This is a genomic window from Salmonella sp. NW177 (assembly GCF_051811585.1).
In the GTDB taxonomy this organism is placed as follows: domain Bacteria; phylum Pseudomonadota; class Gammaproteobacteria; order Enterobacterales; family Enterobacteriaceae; genus Salmonella; species Salmonella enterica.
Genome location: NZ_JAMMZV010000001.1, coordinates 1 through 17,324, shown reverse-complemented (window position 1 = coordinate 17,324; position 17,324 = coordinate 1). Strand labels below are relative to the sequence as shown.

Genomic DNA, 17,324 nt, shown 5'->3' with positions numbered 1-17,324 from the left:
CAGCGAAACGCCTGCCGGTTTGCAGCGGGCAATACGATAAGGAAACCGCCTTCAGATGACTGCGCGCGTAATACTTCTGCTTGTCGCACTGCTTAGCGCTGGCGCCCAGGCCCAGGAAATCAAAGAAAGCTACGCTTTCGCCGTACTCGGCGAACCTAAGTATGCTTTTAACTTTGATCACTTTGATTATGTGAATCCTGCTGCGCCGAAAGGCGGTCAGATGACGCTTTCCGCCATTGGTACGTTCGATAATTTCAATCGCTATTCGCTGCGCGGCAATCCCGGCGTACGTACCGAAGCCCTTTACGATACGCTTTTTACCACCTCGGATGATGAGCCCGGAAGCTATTATCCGCTGATTGCCGACCATGCCCGCTATGCCGCCGACTATTCCTGGGTGGAAATCTCGATTAACCCCCGCGCTCGTTTTCACGATGGCACGCCCATTACCGCCCGCGATGTGGCCTTTACCTTTCATAAGTTTATGACTGAAGGCGTACCGCAGTTCCGTCTGGTCTATAAAGGTACTACCGTGAAGGCGATTGCGCCTTTAACCGTGCGAATTGAGCTGGCGAAGCCTGGTAAAGAAGACATGCTTAGTCTGTTTTCACTACCGATCATGCCCGAAAAATTCTGGAAAAATCACAAGCTCAGCGATCCGCTTTCAACGCCGCCCTTAGCCAGCGGGCCATACCGGATTACTCAGTGGAAAATGGGCCAGTACATTGTCTATTCACGCGTCAAAAACTACTGGGCGGCTAATCTGCCGGTCAATCGTGGACGTTTTAACCTCGACACTATCCGCTACGATTACTACCTTGATGACAATGTCGCTTTCGAGGCGTTTAAAGCGGGCGCATTTGATCTACGGCTGGAAAACGACGCTAAAAACTGGGCAACGCGCTATATCGGTAAAAATTTCGATAATCATTACATCATTAAAGAAGAGCAGAAAAACGAGTCGGCGCAGGACACACGCTGGCTGGCCTTTAATATTCAGCGCCCGGTATTTAAAGACCGGCGGGTACGTGAAGCTGTCACCCTGGCCTTCGATTTTGAGTGGATGAATAAAGCGCTGTTCTATAATGCCTGGAGCCGAACCAACAGTTACTTCCAGAATACCGAGTACGCCGCCAGAAATTACCCTGACGCCGATGAGCTGGTATTACTCGCGCCGATGAAAAAAGATCTTCCTCCTGAAGTCTTCACTCAGATCTATCAGCCGCCGGTCTCTAACGGCGACGGCTACGATCGCGAAAATCTTCTTAAAGCTGACGCCTTGTTGACGCAGGCCGGATGGGTGATCAACGGACAGCAACGGGTCAATAGCGTCACCGGTAAGCCTCTGACGTTTGAACTTCTCCTTCCTGCCAGCAGTAATAGCCAGTGGGTTCTGCCCTTCCAGCATAATCTTCAGCGTCTGGGCATTACGATGACTATCCGTCAGGTTGATAATTCTCAGCTCACCAACCGGATGCGTAGCCGCGACTATGACATGATGCCGAGGCTATGGCGGGCGATGCCCTGGCCCAGCTCCGATCTACAAATCTCATGGGCGTCGGAATACATTGACTCCAGTTATAACGCTCCCGGCGTACAAAGCCCGGTGGTGGATAAGCTGATCGCGCAAATTATCGCAGCGCAGGGTGATAAAGCGAAACTGGTGCCGCTGGGACGGGCGCTGGATCGCGTGCTGACCTGGAACTATTACATGCTGCCGATGTGGTATATGGCGCAAGACAGGCTCGCCTGGTGGGATAAATTCTCCCATCCGGCGATTCGCCCTGTATATACCATCGGGTTAGATACCTGGTGGTATGATGTCAACAAAGCCGCCAAACTACCGGCAGCCAGGAGGTAGTAAGAATCAATGGGCGCCTATCTTATCCGCCGTCTGTTACTGGTGATCCCCACGCTATGGGCCATTATTACCATTAACTTTTTTATCGTGCAGATCGCTCCCGGCGGCCCTGTCGATCAGGCTATTGCCGCGATTGAATTTGGCCAGGGCGGCGCGTTGCCCGGCGCCAGCGGCGAAGGCGTTCGCGCCAGTCATGCGCAAACCGGCGTCGGCAATATCAGCGACAGCCATTATCGCGGCGGCCGGGGACTCGATCCGGAGGTGATCGCGGAGATCACCCATCGCTACGGCTTCGACAAACCGCTGCATGAGCGTTATTTCAAGATGCTACGGGACTATCTCTCTTTTGACTTCGGCGACAGTCTGTTTCGCAGCGCATCCGTACTAACGCTGATCAAAGATAGCCTTCCCGTCTCCATTACCCTGGGATTATGGAGCACGCTGATTATTTACCTGGTGTCTATCCCGCTGGGGATCCGCAAAGCCGTCCATAACGGCAGTCGCTTTGATGTGTGGAGCAGCGCGTTTATCATTATTGGTTATGCGATCCCCGCCTTTCTGTTCGCTATTTTATTAATCGTCTTTTTTGCCGGCGGCAGCTACTACGATATCTTTCCGCTACGTGGCCTGGTCTCCGCCAACTTTGACACGTTACCGTGGTACCAGAAAATCACCGATTATTTGTGGCATATTACGCTACCGGTGTTGGCGACCGTCATCGGCGGTTTTGCCGCCCTGACGATGCTGACGAAAAATTCGTTTCTCGACGAGGTGCGTAAACAGTATGTCGTTACCGCTCGCGCTAAAGGCGTGAGTGAAAAAAACATTCTCTGGAAACATGTTTTTCGTAACGCCATGCTGCTGGTGATCGCCGGGTTTCCCGCCACTTTTATCAGTATGTTTTTCACCGGCTCGTTGCTAATTGAAGTCATGTTCTCGCTCAACGGCCTGGGGCTGCTGGGTTATGAAGCAACCGTTTCGCGCGACTATCCGGTGATGTTCGGCACGCTTTATATCTTTACCCTGATTGGCTTATTACTGAATATCCTGAGCGATATCAGCTATACGCTGGTCGATCCACGCATTGATTTTGAGGGACGATAATGCCGCGATTAAGCCCGGTCAATCAGGCCCGCTGGGCGCGTTTCCGCCATAATCGCCGGGGCTACTGGTCACTATGGATTTTCCTGGTCGTGTTCAGCCTGAGCTTATGCGCGGAACTGATTGCTAACGATAAGCCATTGCTGGTGCGCTATGAAGGCCAGTGGTATTTTCCGCTGGTAAAAAATTACAGCGAGCGCGATTTCGGCGGCCCGCTGGCGACAACGGCAGACTATCAGGACCCATGGCTACAACGGCAGCTTGAGAATCGGGGCTGGGTGTTGTGGGCCCCCGTACGCTTTGGCGCCAATACCATTAATTTTGCCACCACGCAGCCTTTCCCCTCCCCGCCTTCGGCGAAAAACTGGCTGGGCACCGATGCGAATGGCGGCGACGTTTTCGCCCGCATCCTGTACGGCACCCGCATTTCTATTTTATTCGGTCTGATGTTAACGATTTGCTCCAGCGTCATGGGTGTACTGGCGGGCGCGCTACAGGGCTATTATGGCGGCAAAGTCGATTTATGGGGGCAACGTCTCATCGAAGTCTGGTCGGGGATGCCGACCCTGTTTCTGATTATTTTACTTTCCAGCGTAGTGCAGCCTAACTTCTGGTGGCTGCTGGCCATAACCGTGCTGTTTGGCTGGATGAGTCTGGTGGGCGTGGTGCGCGCCGAGTTTTTACGGACCCGCAATTTTGACTATATCCGCGCCGCGCAGGCGCTTGGCGTCAGCGATCGTGACATTATCCTGCGCCATATGTTGCCTAATGCGATGGTCGCTACCCTGACATTTTTACCGTTCATTTTATGTAGCTCCATCACCACCCTGACGTCGCTGGATTTTCTGGGATTCGGTCTGCCGCTTGGCTCCCCTTCTCTCGGCGAACTTCTTTTACAGGGGAAAAACAACTTACAGGCTCCCTGGCTGGGGATCGCCGCCTTTCTGTCTGTCGCCATTCTGCTATCGCTGCTGATTTTTATCGGCGAAGCGGTACGCGACGCCTTTGATCCTGCTAAGGCGGTATAAGATGACATCTCCATTGCTTGCGATTGAAAATTTATCGGTAGGTTTCCGTCAGCAACAGCACGTGCGCCCTGTCGTTAACGCCATTTCGTTACAGGTGAACGCCGGGGAAACGCTGGCGCTGGTCGGCGAGTCCGGGTCAGGAAAAAGCGTGACGGCGCTTTCCATTCTGCGTCTTTTGCCTACCCCTCCCGCCGTCTACCTCTCCGGCGATATTCGCTTTCACGGCGAATCATTGCTTCATGCCAGCGAGCAGACGCTACGCGGCGTGCGCGGCAATAAAATCGCCATGATTTTTCAGGAACCGATGGTTTCACTTAACCCGCTGCATACGCTGGAAAAACAGCTCTATGAAGTGCTGTCGCTCCATCGGGGAATGCGTCGGGAGGCGGCAAGGGCGGAGATGATCGGTTGTCTGGATCGGGTCGGTATCCGCCAGGCGAGCCAGCGTCTGCGCGATTATCCGCATCAGCTTTCCGGCGGCGAACGCCAGCGCGTCATGATAGCCATGGCGCTGTTAACACGGCCGGAATTACTGATCGCCGATGAGCCGACCACCGCCCTCGACGTCTCCGTACAGGCGCAGATTTTATCTCTACTGCGGGAACTCCAGCGCGAGCTCAATATGGGATTGCTGTTTATCACCCATAACCTCAGCATTGTAAAAAAACTGGCGGATTCAGTGGCGGTAATGCAACACGGCAAGTGCGTAGAGAACCAACGCGCCGACACGCTGCTCTCCGCGCCGACCCATCCGTACACGCAAAAACTACTCAACAGCGAACCCACTGGCGATCCGGTTCCGCTCCCCGCCGGGCAGGCGCCGTTGCTGGAAGTGGACAAGCTGCGCGTCGCCTTCCCAATCCGCAAAGGCATTCTGAAGCGCGTCGTGGATCATAATGTGGTGGTTAACAATATCAGTTTCACCCTGCATCCAGGCGAAACGCTGGGTCTGGTCGGCGAGTCAGGATCGGGAAAAAGCACCACCGGTCTGGCGCTGTTACGGCTTATCCGCTCCGAAGGCCGCATCGTGTTTGACGGTCAATCGCTGGATACGTTAAACCGCCGCCAGCTTTTACCTGTTCGCCACCGTATCCAGGTCGTATTCCAGGACCCAAACTCATCGCTAAACCCGCGTTTAAACGTGTTGCAAATTATCGAAGAAGGCCTGCGCGTCCACCAGCCTACGCTTTCAGGCGCGCAGCGCGAACAGCAGGTGAAAGCGGTCATGATGGAAGTCGGCCTGGACCCGGAAACACGGCATCGTTACCCCGCTGAGTTTTCCGGCGGCCAGCGTCAACGTATCGCCGTCGCCAGGGCGCTGATTTTAAAACCGTCGCTTATTATTCTGGATGAACCGACCTCATCGCTGGATAAAACCGTTCAGGCGCAGATTCTTGCCCTCCTGAAATCGCTCCAGCAAAAGCACCGTCTGGCCTATATCTTCATTAGCCACGATCTGCATGTAGTACGCGCGCTGTGCCATCAGGTTATCGTGCTGCGACAGGGGGAGGTGGTTGAACAGGGGCAATGCGAGCGCGTGTTTACCGCACCGCAACAAGCGTATACGCGTCAGCTACTCGCGTTAAGCTGACGCCTAAAAAGGATTATTGTTAGAAAAAGGTTCCGCTATCGCCACGCCGAAATTTTTCAGCCGACAGGTGGCGGCAAACTCATCCTGACGATTAACGAACAGGCACGGTTCCCCTTCGCACTCCAGCACGGAGCAAGGAACTTCAATATCGCTTAGCGCCTGGCTGAGCTTATGCATCACTGACCACGCGCTATCGCCTGCCGGACTCAACAGTTTAAGCGCCACCAGACTATTCTCGGTGCTCTGCCCGTTTTGCGGAATCGGTTCAACCTTTGACCCCGCAAAACCCGCCGACCAGCGATAGTTTTGCGGCAGACGGTGAACAATTGAGAGCTGTAATGTATTCACTTTCTTTCCCCGGAAGCACAATTAATTCACAATTTGCTTACATTTATATTAACACATCATTGACAACCCGTCCTTAAACAGATTGCTAACGCCCTTCTCTCCGTCAGTGGCTCTACAGCAAGCGGGAGTTAAAATAGTTTTACCGACGCGGAGATAGCGGCGGGCTATATGTACCCGTTTCTGCGATCTAACTCAACCTTTTTAACTACAATGATGTGACTTTTTACATAAATGGATTTTACATAAAATAAACATAAAGGAGGAAAATGATGAATTGGTAATTGATATACATCAACTATGAAAGCCGTTTGGCTTTGCCATCGTGTAGCGGATAGCGTCCCCCAACGCCGCCTGCGCATTCTTCGGCGCCATTGAGGGACAGCGCGCCCGTCACCGTTTTTTGGGACGGCTGGCGTAGAGATAAAACAGAATGGAACAGGCGGCGCAAAGCGCAATCGACCAGATCATCGGCCACGCACTGGTAAAGGTAGCCAGCGACAGCAACGCGCCGACGATAGCGCCAATACCAAAGCGGAAAGTGCCCGCCAACGAAGACGCCGTTCCGGCCATATGCGGAAACTCATCCAAAATGACCGCCATCGCATTGGACGAAACCATCGACACACAGCCGACAAACGCCGCAACGCCGACCACCAGCGCCCAGAATCCAATGCCCATCAGCGCGCTGAAAACCATCCACACCGCCATCGCAAACTGAATCCATAGCCCGGCCCGAAACATGTTTAGCGCCCCTACCCGTCTGACAAAACGGCTGTTGATAATCGTCATCACAAACAGAAATACGATGTTCAACGCGAAGTAGTAGCCGAAATCCTGCGGCGGAACATGATTAATTTCGATATAGACAAACGGCCCCGCGCTCAAAAAAGAGAACATACCGGCAAAACTAAACCCGCTCGCCAGCATATAGCTCAGTACGCGTTTGTGGCGAAACAACGCGGCAAAGTTACCTATTGTGGTACGAATATGAAAAGGCTGACGCCGCTCAACGGGCAGCGTCTCTTTAATCAGAGCAAAGATCATGACTGACGCCAGAATCGCCGCAATGGCCAGTATCCAGAAGATATAGTGCCAGCTTAACCATACCAACACCCAGCCGCCGACAATGGGCGCCATTAACGGCGCTATCGTAGTGACCAGCATGACAAATGACATCATGCGCGAAAACTCTTCCTTTGGATAAATATCCCGCATCAGCGCATTGATGACGACGCTTGCCGCCGCGGCCGCCAAACCGTGAAAGAAACGCATCACGATCAGTTGATCGATAGTCTGCGCCAACGCACAGGCGACCGCCGCAGCAGCAAATACCAGCGTCCCGCCCAGGATGACCGGCTTACGCCCGAGGCTATCCGCCATCGGTCCATAGATAAGCTGACCCAGCGCAAACCCCAGAATATAGGTGCTGAGCGTCATCTGCGCGCTACCGGCAGGCACGCCGAATTGCGCAGAAATCACCGGCAGCGCTGGAAGATACATATCAATCGACAGCGGCATTAACATGGCCAACAGGCCAAGGATAAAGACAATGGCAAAGGAAGAGTGCTGCCGGGTGGTCACATCGAACTCCTGAATTTAACGAGATAGTTAGCCGACGCTGGCGATTTCTTCTTCAGTCAACGGGCGGTACTCGCCGGGAGCCAGATTCTCATCCAGCGTAATGGCGCCAATCCGTTCGCGGTGCAGTTCCACAACGCGATTGCCTACTGCGGCAAACATCCGCTTCACCTGATGATAACGGCCTTCGCTGATGGTCAGACGGACCTGCACAGGCGTTATCACCTCCAGCGTAGCGGGTTTAGTGAGATCTTTTTCATTATGCAACTGCACGCCTTTCGCAAATTGCGCTGCCGTATCGTCGGCCACCGGCGACTCCAGGGTCACCAGATAGGTTTTTTCACAGTGATGGCGCGGCGACGTAATGCGGTGCGACCACTGACCGTCATCTGTCATTAACACCAGACCGGTAGTATCGATATCCAGACGTCCTGCGGCATGCAGCTTATACGCCACCGGCTCATCCAGGAAATACAGTACCGTTGGATGATCGGGATCATCGGTTGAACAAACGTATCCCTGCGGCTTGTTAAGCATAAAATAGCGTGGCCCGTGTTGCTGCGCTAAGGGATTGCCGTCATACGCAACCGCATGTTCCGGGAGCAATTTGAAGGCCGCATTTTTAATGATGTCGCCATCGACGGTAACGCGGTTACCACGAATTTCACGCCCGGCAATAGCGCGGCTGACGCCAAGCTGCTGAGCGATAAATTTATCAAGTCGCATGTGTGTGGTTTAGCCTGTAATAATACGGAAATCGGGCATTCTACCCGAAAAAAGGGAATTGCTATCCGCTCAGTATAGCGGGCTAACTATATCTCTCAAGGGAAATGATTCATGGCATACTATTCCCGGAACCGTTTAACGTAGTGAGACCATGATTTTTACACTCCGCCCCTACCAGCAAGAAGCCGTAGACGCCACGCTCAGCCACTTTCGCCGCCACCGTACGCCCGCCGTGATTGTTCTGCCGACCGGCGCAGGTAAAAGCCTGGTGATCGCCGAACTGGCGCGCGTCGCCCGCGGACGGGTACTGGTGCTGGCGCATGTGAAAGAGCTGGTCGCGCAGAACCACGCCAAATATTGCGCGCTGGGGCTGGAAGCGGATATTTTCGCCGCCGGACTCAAACGTAAAGAGAGTCAGGGCAAAGTCGTGTTCGGCAGCGTACAGTCGGTGGCGCGTAATCTTGACGCCTTCCAGGAGGAGTTTTCGCTGTTGATTGTCGATGAATGCCACCGCATCGGTGACGATGAAGACAGTCAGTATCAGCAAATCCTCACTCACCTGAGTAAAGTTAATCCTCACTTACGTCTGCTTGGGCTCACCGCCACGCCTTTTCGCCTCGGAAAAGGCTGGATTTATCAATTTCATTATCACGGTATGGTGCGCGGCAACGACAACGCTCTGTTTCGCGACTGTATTTATGAACTGCCGCTGCGCTATATGATTAAACACGGCTATCTGACGCCGCCTGAGCGGCTTGATATGCCAGTGGTCCAATACGATTTCAGCCGCCTGCAGGCCCAAAGCAATGGGCTGTTCAGCGAAGCCGACCTGAACCGTGAGCTGAAAAAGCAGCAGCGGATTACGCCGCACATCATCAGCCAGATTATGGAATTTGCGCAAACGCGCAAAGGCGTGATGATTTTCGCCGCCACGGTCGAACATGCGAAAGAGATTGTCGGTCTGCTTCCGGCGGACGACGCGGCGCTGATTACCGGCGATACGCCAGGGCCCGAGCGCGACGCGCTGATTGATAATTTCAAGGCGCAGCGTTTTCGCTATCTGGTTAACGTCTCGGTGCTGACCACCGGCTTTGACGCCCCACACGTTGATCTCATCGCGATTCTACGTCCCACCGAGTCAGTTAGTCTTTACCAACAAATTGTCGGGCGTGGTCTGCGCCTTGCGCCGGGAAAGACCGATTGCCTGATTCTTGATTACGCTGGCAACCCGCACGACCTGTATGCCCCGGAGGTCGGTAGCCCGAAGGGAAAAAGCGATAACGTCCCTGTCCAGGTATTTTGCCCGGCCTGCGGCTTTGCCAACACCTTCTGGGGGAAAACCACTGCCGACGGCACGCTGATTGAACACTTTGGCCGTCGCTGCCAGGGCTGGTTTGAGGATGACGACGGCCATCGCGAGCAGTGCGATTTTCGCTTTCGCTTCAAAAACTGCCCGCAGTGTAATGCCGAAAACGATATTGCCGCCCGACGCTGCCGGGAATGTGACGCCATTCTGGTCGACCCGGACGATATGTTAAAAGCGGCGCTCAGGCTCAAGGATGCGTTAGTCCTGCGCTGTAGCGGAATGACGATGCAGCATGGGCAGGATGAGAAAGGCGAGTGGCTGAAAATCACTTACTATGACGAGGACGGTGCGGATGTCAGTGAGCGCTTCCGCTTGCACACGCCCGCCCAGCGTACCGCTTTCGAACAGCTATTTATTCGCCCGCATACGCGCACGCCTGGCGTTCCTTTACGCTGGATCACGGCGGCGGATATTGTCGCGCAGCAGGCGCTGTTGCGACATCCCGACTTTGTGGTCGCGCGGATGAAAGGCCAGTACTGGCAGGTGCGTGAAAAAGTGTTCGACTATGAAGGCCGCTTCCGCCGGGCGCACGAATTACGTGGTTAATTGTACTTTTCATTGATGTAACGGCGATTTGAGTATAGAATCCCGCCCGCCTTTGCATACGCAAAGCAGATCACTTACCTGTTGCTGGGTCGCCTGTAGCAGGAATTATTAAAGAGAGATTTAAATGTTTACTATCAACGCAGAAGTACGTAAAGAGCAGGGTAAGGGTGCGAGCCGCCGCCTGCGCGCCGCTAACAAGTTCCCGGCAATCATCTACGGCGGTTCTGAAGCCCCGATTGCTATCGAACTGGACCACGACCAGGTGATGAACATGCAAGCTAAAGCTGAATTCTACAGCGAAGTTCTGACCCTCGTTGTTGACGGTAAAGAAGTAAAAGTTAAAGCTCAGGCTGTACAGCGTCACGCTTACAAACCGAAGCTGACTCACATCGACTTCGTTCGCGCGTAATCGCCTGGAAGTTGAAGAAAAACCCCGCCCCGGCGGGGTTTTTTTATGCGTTTAATTGAATTTGACGACATGCAGAGCAACGAGAACCCACTTTGCTTTTCTGCTTTCTTACACCTCGCCATATTCAATTAGCGCCTCCCCTAATCGAGGATCTGTAGTTTCCGCCGCGGTATTCATACCTTTAAGCCGATTGAATAATGCCCGTTGACGAACGCTGGCACTTTCTGGTTTCCATGGCAAAATTCGTATTGGTATAGTTTGCCCGTCATTCAACGCATCAAATACCTTTTCATTGGTCAGTAAGTCGCCGCAGCTCCATGTCTTGCTATCAAACTGAAAATCAAATAAGACATGGAGCTCCAGTTCATCTACACGCACTTGACGCTTTGCATTATCGATGCGTATTTCCACCTTCTCTTTATGCGTCAAAGTTGCATCAAGATTGAGTCCATACCGTTTCAACTGCCCCTTGTCGTAATAGTAACGTATGCTGGACCAGGTTGATTTAAAAGCAAATCCAGTAATGGATAAACCACTTAACAAGAACAGCGGGCATATGAACAAGCTCAGTAACCAGTTGGCGCCATAAGTATAAAACAGTACCAACGAGAGAACGGTGAACACCATCCCGAGCACCAACATCATCAAAAATGCGACAATGTGCGCATACAAAACCTGCCGAAATAAACTGAAATTAACAGGCGGCTTCTGACGTATTCCTTTACTCACTACGGCGTCCTTTTATGTCGTATGCCTTTATTTCCCGCCCGACGTGCGTCGCTGCAACTGGTCGCGCAGATTCGGCGGCGTCCCTTTGATAGTCAGGGTATCGGTCGCCGGGTCCCAGAAAATCCGCTCGCCCAGCAGCATCGCATCAAAGTTAATCGTTAACCCGCCGCCGCTGCCAGCATATTTGGTTAGCTGGCGCAGCGTACTGCGATCCGCCGGAAAGCTCTCTTCCAGCTCATAGCCTTTTTCGGCGGTAAATTCGCTGAAGCTGACTTCACTGACGCCGGAAAGCTCTTTAGACAGTGATTCCAGCTCAATCTCTTCCCCGGCTTGTAACTGCTCGTTGCAGTAGCTGTACACCTGCTGACGCACGTTCTGACGTTCTGCTTTATCCAACTGCGCTTCTGCGGTGAAATCATCCACTGCCTGCAACAGGCCGCGATTCTGCGCTTTGGCGTTCAACCCTTCGCTGGCGCCGAGGAAATCCATAAAGAAGTCAGCGACCTTGCGCCCTACCCGACCTTTCAGGAACGTCAGATAGCGGGTCGATTGCGGATTAGTTTCCCACTCGGTAAGATCGATACGCGCCACGATATCCGCATGGTTGATATCAAGATAATGCGTCGGGTTAATGTCCAGATTTTCATTGACCCGCATACTGCTCAGGTTGTTCAGTACCGTAACCAGCAGATACTCCACCGCCAGGTAGCGATAATGGCAGAACAATACAATGCCGCCGTCCGCAAAGGGATATTTCGCCAGTTCGTCACGCAGGCGTCCGGTCGCCGCCCGGCTAAAGGCAAGAAAATCTTCTTCCCCCTGACGTTGCAACCGCAGCGCTTGCGCCAGTTCACTCTCTTCATTAAACAGGCCATACGCCTTATTCTTGGCGCTATAGACCCGATGCAGTTCAGCCACCATCTCGACAACGGTGGTTGTCGGCTCCAGCAATGAATCGCGCAAGACCAGCTCAAGATTTTGCTCATCGCGCTTGATAAGCTGGTGCAGGGCAATCTGGTTGATATCCAGACTCATGATAAACTCTCCTTTAAGACCGGGCGGTATTCAACCACCGCCTGCCGGAAGACGCAAGCAATCGCCCTGTCATTTCAGGCGTTATCCGTAACGCGAATGATTTAGGGGATAAAAATGCAGAAAAAAAACTGTTGCTACGGTAATATGTTGCCCTTTCATGAACAAACAGATTTTGATTTATGCCACAACTCTCCCGCTATAGTGATGAACATGTTGAACAATTGCTGAGCGAACTGCTCAGTGTACTGGAAAAACATAAGGCGCCGACCGATCTTTCCCTGATGGTGCTGGGAAATATGGTCACCAACCTTATCAACACCAGCGTGGCGCCGGCTCAACGCCAGGCGATTGCGAACTCTTTTGCCCGCGCCTTGCAGTCTTCGATTAGCGAAGACAACGCGCACTAAAAAGCCGACTCCGGAGAAACAAGCGACAGGTATGGTAACTCATCGTCAGCGCTACCGTGAAAAAGTCTCCCAGATGGTTAGCTGGGGGCACTGGTTCGCTCTGTTCAATATACTGTTGGCTACGTTGCTCGGCAGCCGTTACCTGTTTGTCGCCGACTGGCCGACAACGCTTGCGGGTCGCATATACTCCTACCTGAGCATTGTCGGGCACTTTAGCTTTCTGGTGTTCGCCAGCTATTTGCTTATTCTTTTTCCGCTCACGTTTATCGTGATGTCCCAGCGGCTGATGCGGTTTATATCAGCCATTCTGGCGACCGCGGGTATGACGTTGTTGCTTATCGACAGCGAAGTCTTTACCCGTTTTCACCTGCATCTTAATCCCATTGTCTGGGAGCTGGTCATCAACCCTGACCAGAACGAAATGGCGCGCGACTGGCAGCTTATGTTTATTAGCGTGCCGGTTATCTTATTGATTGAGATGCTATTTGCGACATGGAGTTGGCAAAAGCTGCGCAGTCTTACGCGCCGCCGCCATTTCGCAAGGCCGCTTGCGGCATTCTTTTTCGTCTCCTTTATCGCATCGCATCTTATCTACATCTGGGCAGACGCTAATTTTTACCGGCCGATTACCATGCAGCGGGCAAACCTGCCGCTCTCTTATCCGATGACGGCGCGACGTTTTCTTGAAAAACACGGTCTGCTGGATGCGCAGGAATATCAGCGCCGTCTGGTAGAGCAAGGCAATCCGGAAGCGGTCTCCGTACAGTACCCGCTCAGCAATTTGCACTATCGCGATATGGGCACCGGTCAGAATGTGCTGCTCATTACCGTAGACGGCCTGAACTATTCTCGCTTTGAGAAGCAGATGCCGGAGCTGGCTACATTTGCCGAGCAAAACATCGACTTCACCCGTCATATGAGTTCAGGGAATACCACTGATAACGGTATTTTCGGCCTGTTCTATGGCATATCGCCAGGCTATATGGATGGCGTGTTATCCACCAGAACCCCTGCGGCGCTCATTACCGCGTTGAATCAGCAAGGCTACCAACTGGGACTGTTTTCTTCGGATGGCTTCGCCAGCCCGCTTTACCGTCAGGCATTACTGTCCGATTTCTCGATGCCGACAGCGCAGACGCAGTCTGATGCGCAAACGGCCAGCCAGTGGATAGACTGGCTTGGACGCTACGCACAGGAAGATAACCGCTGGTTCTCATGGGTATCGTTTAACGGTACTAACATTGATGACAGTAATCAGAAGAATTTTGTTAAGCGTTACGCCAGCGCCGCCAGCGACGTGGATGCGCAAATCAATCGGGTTCTGAACGCGCTGCGAGAGGCCGGTAAATTCGACAATACCGTCGTGATCATTACCGCAGGACGCGGCATACCGTTGACGCCGGAAGAAAATCGCTTCGACTGGTCGCAAGGTCATCTGCAAGTACCGCTGGTGATCCACTGGCCGGGGACGCCTGCGCAGCGTATTAATGTGCTTACCGATCATACCGATGTGATGACCACGTTGATGCAACGCCTGTTACATGTCAGCACGCCAGCGAACGAATATTCACAGGGCCAGGACATCTTTACCGTTCCACGTCGTCATAACTGGGTAACGGCGGCAGACGGCAGTACGCTGGCAATCACGACGCCGCAAATGACTCTGGTGCTCAATAATAACGGTCATTATCAGACCTATGACTTACACGGCGAGAAGATCAAAGATCAGAAGCCGCAGCTCAGTCTGCTGCTGCAAGTGCTAACAGAAGAGAAACGTTTTATCGCTAACTGATTAATTATAAATCAGTTAGCACCGTTTCCCCTTGCATTCGCGTTGGAAAGAGGTAGTATTAGCACCCACAAGTCGGCACGTAGCGCAGCCTGGTAGCGCACCGTCATGGGGTGTCGGGGGTCGGAGGTTCAAATCCTCTCGTGCCGACCAAAATTCCCCTTAAAAACCAGCCTCTCAGGGCTGGTTTTTTTATGCCTGCAATTAAAAAGTTAGCTGATGCCAGAGACGTTATTTTGCATGAACTGATTTTGCATAAACTGATCGGACACCTTTCCCGTGCAGTGGTCAACGTAAAGTCAATGCAGGCAAATAACGTAAACCATGTTTGTACTAAAACAGAAAAAGCGCATCTATACCCTATGCTGGAAGAAATGTTTGCAGTGGCAGGTAAATGAGTAAGCAATCTGTCGCAGCAATAATAAAACGTTCTGGTAAGGTAAACGGCCTACCACTTCTTTGTCACTAACAATTAGCCTCCCTGTCGCCATAGGGCCGATAATGATCGGCTAGTCACAACACGTTTTTGTAGACAACGTACGGTGATGAATTACTCCTTCAGCCAGCAACTCGCTAATTGTTATTCAACTTCAGAAATTATAACTAAGTGAAGCACCTACAAAATTATGCCCTGAATTTTTATCCGTGAGTGATCCATTCGAGAAATGCCGGATATAAGCTTCTGTAGAAAAAGCCCCAAAGTTCCAGCCAAGAAACGCTTTTTCTCCAAAGGTAAATGCAGAATTGACACGCATATCATCTCGCGACTTAGATTTTATATAAGCCCCCAGACCAATACCGGTATAGGTACCAGCGAAATGAACCAGCGCCACATCCTTCGAGATACCCAATACGCCCTGGTTATATTTATTGCAGGGAACGCTGCCAGAATGTTTACTGCAATCATCGATACCCTTAGCCTTAAATCCTCCTAACTCCAGATTATTTCTTGCCTGTAAAAAGAAAAAATCGCTGGGTTCACTGTATGTCAGAAATGCCGTATATAAGTGCTCAACCCCTCCTCTTCTTATACTTTCTCCCGCAGCAAAAGAGATCTGATGCTTGTTGCCCTTGCCAAAAAAAACATTATCATTAGCAGAACATGCGAATGCACAAGGTAATAATATATATATAAATATTCTCTTCATATACACTCCACCACCATTTCAATGTCAATAGTTATTTTTAACCGGCTAACATATTTAAAATTTTCTACGCCACGCTTACGCTCACAGAAACGGCTGATATAGCATCCAGTATTAATATTATTTTCATAATTACTCCAACCAGCATTTTTGATGCAAACAGGCTGGACATGGACTGTGTGCAGAAATCAAAACATACTCACTACACTCTCCCCTTGAGTCGCCCCAACGGGTGCTCAAAACGCCGCGAGTGTTGTTCAGGCACATCCAGGATAAGTTATAAGTGAATGACTCTCATTCCTGACCACATTTTCATTTATGATAAGAATATCGTCAGAATCTCTTTATCGCATAAAAATACCTCTGCTATTGACTTAATATTTAATTTAACAGATGTCGCGGTTTATTCGTTCTGCTCAGATGTATTTCATTGACATTAATAAAACCATAAATAAATTCAATTAAAATAATTTGTTAATAATGAAAAGCTTTAGACGTTATGACTTTTAATAAGGAATTTCCTGCCAGTAAAGATAGTCTGGACTTACGGGTGCAAGGGCGCAGCTACATATGCCACACTTCTGTTATGTCACATTGTCCGAAAAAAGCGTCCAGACCAGTATTCAACTTCAGAGAGTATTCTGTTTTCTCTCACAACGGGTTGTTTTATCCTTTCTATCGTTCAGCTAATGACTCGCCTGTCACAGGTTTTACTACTTACCCATGCACTAATTAGGGTAAAATTTACGCGCTTGACAATGTGGCAAATCTGGACGATTTCCGCGCTGAAAACAATAATCATTCTAATAAAACTCAGGAGATACAGCATGCCTGAAGTAACACCTTTTCAGGTGCTTATTGTGGACGACCATCCACTTATGCGGCGAGGTATTCGTCAATTACTGGAACTGGACCCGGCTTTTTATGTCGTTGCCGAAGCGGGTGACGGGGCGAGTGCGATCGATCTGGCGAATCGCATTGAGCCCGATCTGATCCTGCTGGATCTGAATATGAAAGGTCTGAGCGGGTTAGATACCCTGAACGCGCTACGCCGGGATGGTGTGACGGCGCAAATTATTATTCTTACCGTCTCGGATTCCGCCAGCGACATCTACGCGCTGATCGACGCCGGCGCCGACGGTTATCTGCTCAAAGATAGCGATCCGGAAGTGCTGCTGGAGGCCATTCGCAAAGGCGCTAACGGCGGTAAAGTCTTTAGCGATCGGGTCAATGAATATCTGCGTGAGCGCGAACGGTTTGGCGCGCAGGAAGATCCCTTTAGTATCCTGACCGAACGAGAGTTAGATGTCTTGCATGAGCTGGCGCAGGGGCTTTCTAACAAACAGATTGCGTCAGTACTGAATATTTCTGAGCAGACGGTTAAGGTGCACATTCGTAATCTACTTCGCAAGCTAAACGTGCGCTCGCGCGTCGCGGCGACCATTCTATTTTTACAAACACGCGGAATGCAGTAACAAGCCAGGCCCGGTGGCGCCACGCCACCGGGCCGTCAGGGTCTTATTTCTCCTGCGCCAGCCGGATACTGCGCTCTATCACCGCCCGCCGGGTATCGTCTGCCGGCAGCAGTTTCAGCATCATCTCCCAGGCCGCCACCGCCTCGCCAAAGCGCTGCTGCTCAAAGGCGTTAAACGCATACAGGCTTAA

Annotated in this window: 17 protein-coding genes, 1 tRNA gene and 1 pseudogene; 12 read left to right on the top strand and 7 right to left on the bottom strand. The window is 51.7% G+C overall.

Features of this window, described 5'->3' with window-relative positions; translation table 11 throughout:
* The first annotated feature begins 55 nt into the window (after positions 1–55).
* From NA986_RS00095 to yejF, 4 genes are read left to right on the top strand one after another with little or no spacing between them, the layout of a single operon-like run.
* Positions 56–1,861: an extracellular solute-binding protein gene (locus NA986_RS00095; protein ID WP_000127032.1), complete on the top strand. Its 1,806-nt coding sequence runs from the start codon at positions 56–58 to the stop codon at positions 1,859–1,861.
* A gap of 9 nt (positions 1,862–1,870) precedes the next feature.
* The gene (locus NA986_RS00090; RefSeq protein WP_000501623.1) at positions 1,871–2,965 is read left to right on the top strand and encodes a microcin C ABC transporter permease YejB; all 1,095 of its coding nucleotides are present in this window, start codon (positions 1,871–1,873) and stop codon (positions 2,963–2,965) included.
* Positions 2,965–3,990, top strand: a complete 1,026-nt coding sequence (locus tag NA986_RS00085; RefSeq protein WP_001137761.1) for an ABC transporter permease — start codon at positions 2,965–2,967, stop codon at positions 3,988–3,990. Before NA986_RS00090 ends, NA986_RS00085 begins: the two co-directional genes overlap by 1 nt.
* A 1-nt stretch (position 3,991) precedes the next feature.
* Positions 3,992–5,581 carry a microcin C ABC transporter ATP-binding protein YejF gene (gene yejF, locus NA986_RS00080; RefSeq protein WP_000203612.1) on the top strand — a complete coding sequence of 530 codons (1,590 nt, stop codon included), beginning with the start codon at positions 3,992–3,994 and terminating at the stop codon, positions 5,579–5,581.
* 3 nt (positions 5,582–5,584) lie between these two features.
* On the opposite strand, the gene NA986_RS00075 is transcribed toward yejF, so the two are convergent.
* The 3 genes from NA986_RS00075 to rsuA form a co-directional block, all read right to left on the bottom strand.
* Positions 5,585–5,929 carry a YejG family protein gene (locus NA986_RS00075; protein WP_001094639.1) on the bottom strand — a complete coding sequence of 115 codons (345 nt, stop codon included), beginning with the start codon at positions 5,927–5,929 and terminating at the stop codon, positions 5,585–5,587.
* A gap of 390 nt (positions 5,930–6,319) precedes the next feature.
* Entirely contained in the window at positions 6,320–7,510 is a 1,191-nt protein-coding gene (locus tag NA986_RS00070; protein WP_000213349.1) for a Bcr/CflA family multidrug efflux MFS transporter, read from the bottom strand.
* 27 nt (positions 7,511–7,537) lie between these two features.
* Positions 7,538–8,233, bottom strand: a complete 696-nt coding sequence (gene rsuA / locus NA986_RS00065) for a 16S rRNA pseudouridine(516) synthase RsuA (RefSeq protein WP_001234836.1) — start codon at positions 8,231–8,233, stop codon at positions 7,538–7,540.
* Positions 8,234–8,384: 151 nt separating this feature from the next.
* On the opposite strand from rsuA, the gene NA986_RS00060 reads away from it, so the two are divergent.
* Positions 8,385–10,145, top strand: a complete 1,761-nt coding sequence (locus NA986_RS00060) for a DEAD/DEAH box helicase (RefSeq protein ID WP_000578121.1) — start codon at positions 8,385–8,387, stop codon at positions 10,143–10,145.
* Positions 10,146–10,269: 124 nt separating this feature from the next.
* Positions 10,270–10,554, top strand: coding sequence for a 50S ribosomal protein L25 (gene rplY / locus NA986_RS00055; protein WP_000494192.1), 285 nt, complete (start codon positions 10,270–10,272; stop codon positions 10,552–10,554).
* A 108-nt stretch (positions 10,555–10,662) separates the two neighbouring features.
* Here rplY and NA986_RS00050 read toward each other — a convergent pair whose 3' ends face one another.
* Both NA986_RS00050 and yejK read right to left on the bottom strand, forming a co-directional pair.
* On the bottom strand, positions 10,663–11,283 hold the full coding sequence (locus NA986_RS00050) for a hypothetical protein (protein WP_023216658.1): 621 nt from the start codon (positions 11,281–11,283) through the stop codon (positions 10,663–10,665).
* A 27-nt stretch (positions 11,284–11,310) separates the two neighbouring features.
* On the bottom strand, positions 11,311–12,318 hold the full coding sequence (gene yejK / locus NA986_RS00045; RefSeq protein WP_000050806.1) for a nucleoid-associated protein YejK: 1,008 nt from the start codon (positions 12,316–12,318) through the stop codon (positions 11,311–11,313).
* A 179-nt stretch (positions 12,319–12,497) separates the two neighbouring features.
* Here yejK and NA986_RS00040 point away from each other — a divergent pair, with 179 nt between their 5' ends.
* The 5 genes and pseudogenes from NA986_RS00040 (at position 12,498) to NA986_RS00020 (ending at position 14,912) form a co-directional block, all read left to right on the top strand.
* A complete protein-coding gene (locus tag NA986_RS00040) occupies positions 12,498–12,725 on the top strand; it encodes a YejL family protein (RefSeq protein WP_001135904.1) in 228 nt (75 codons plus the stop codon).
* A gap of 31 nt (positions 12,726–12,756) precedes the next feature.
* A complete protein-coding gene (gene yejM / locus NA986_RS00035) occupies positions 12,757–14,517 on the top strand; it encodes an LPS biosynthesis-modulating metalloenzyme YejM (RefSeq protein WP_023138355.1) in 1,761 nt (586 codons plus the stop codon).
* Positions 14,518–14,590: 73 nt separating this feature from the next.
* Positions 14,591–14,667, top strand: a tRNA-Pro gene (locus NA986_RS00030).
* A pseudogene (locus NA986_RS00025) lies at positions 14,623–14,715 on the top strand (hypothetical protein); the annotation flags it as partial. The gene NA986_RS00030 and the pseudogene NA986_RS00025, both read left to right, overlap by 45 nt.
* A complete protein-coding gene (locus tag NA986_RS00020) occupies positions 14,709–14,912 on the top strand; it encodes a DinI-like family protein (protein WP_023216659.1) in 204 nt (67 codons plus the stop codon). The pseudogene NA986_RS00025 and the gene NA986_RS00020, both read left to right, overlap by 7 nt.
* Before the next feature lie 192 nt (positions 14,913–15,104).
* Here NA986_RS00020 and pagL read toward each other — a convergent pair whose 3' ends face one another.
* Positions 15,105–15,668: a lipid A 3-O-deacylase PagL gene (gene pagL, locus NA986_RS00015; RefSeq protein ID WP_077957215.1), complete on the bottom strand. Its 564-nt coding sequence runs from the start codon at positions 15,666–15,668 to the stop codon at positions 15,105–15,107.
* A gap of 818 nt (positions 15,669–16,486) precedes the next feature.
* Here pagL and narP point away from each other — a divergent pair.
* Entirely contained in the window at positions 16,487–17,134 is a 648-nt protein-coding gene (gene narP / locus NA986_RS00010; RefSeq protein ID WP_001115500.1) for a nitrate/nitrite response regulator protein NarP, read from the top strand.
* A gap of 43 nt (positions 17,135–17,177) precedes the next feature.
* Here the strand turns inward: narP and NA986_RS00005 are convergent.
* Positions 17,178–17,324: hypothetical protein (locus NA986_RS00005; RefSeq protein WP_438797556.1), on the bottom strand; the 147-nt coding region annotated here is incomplete at its 5' end.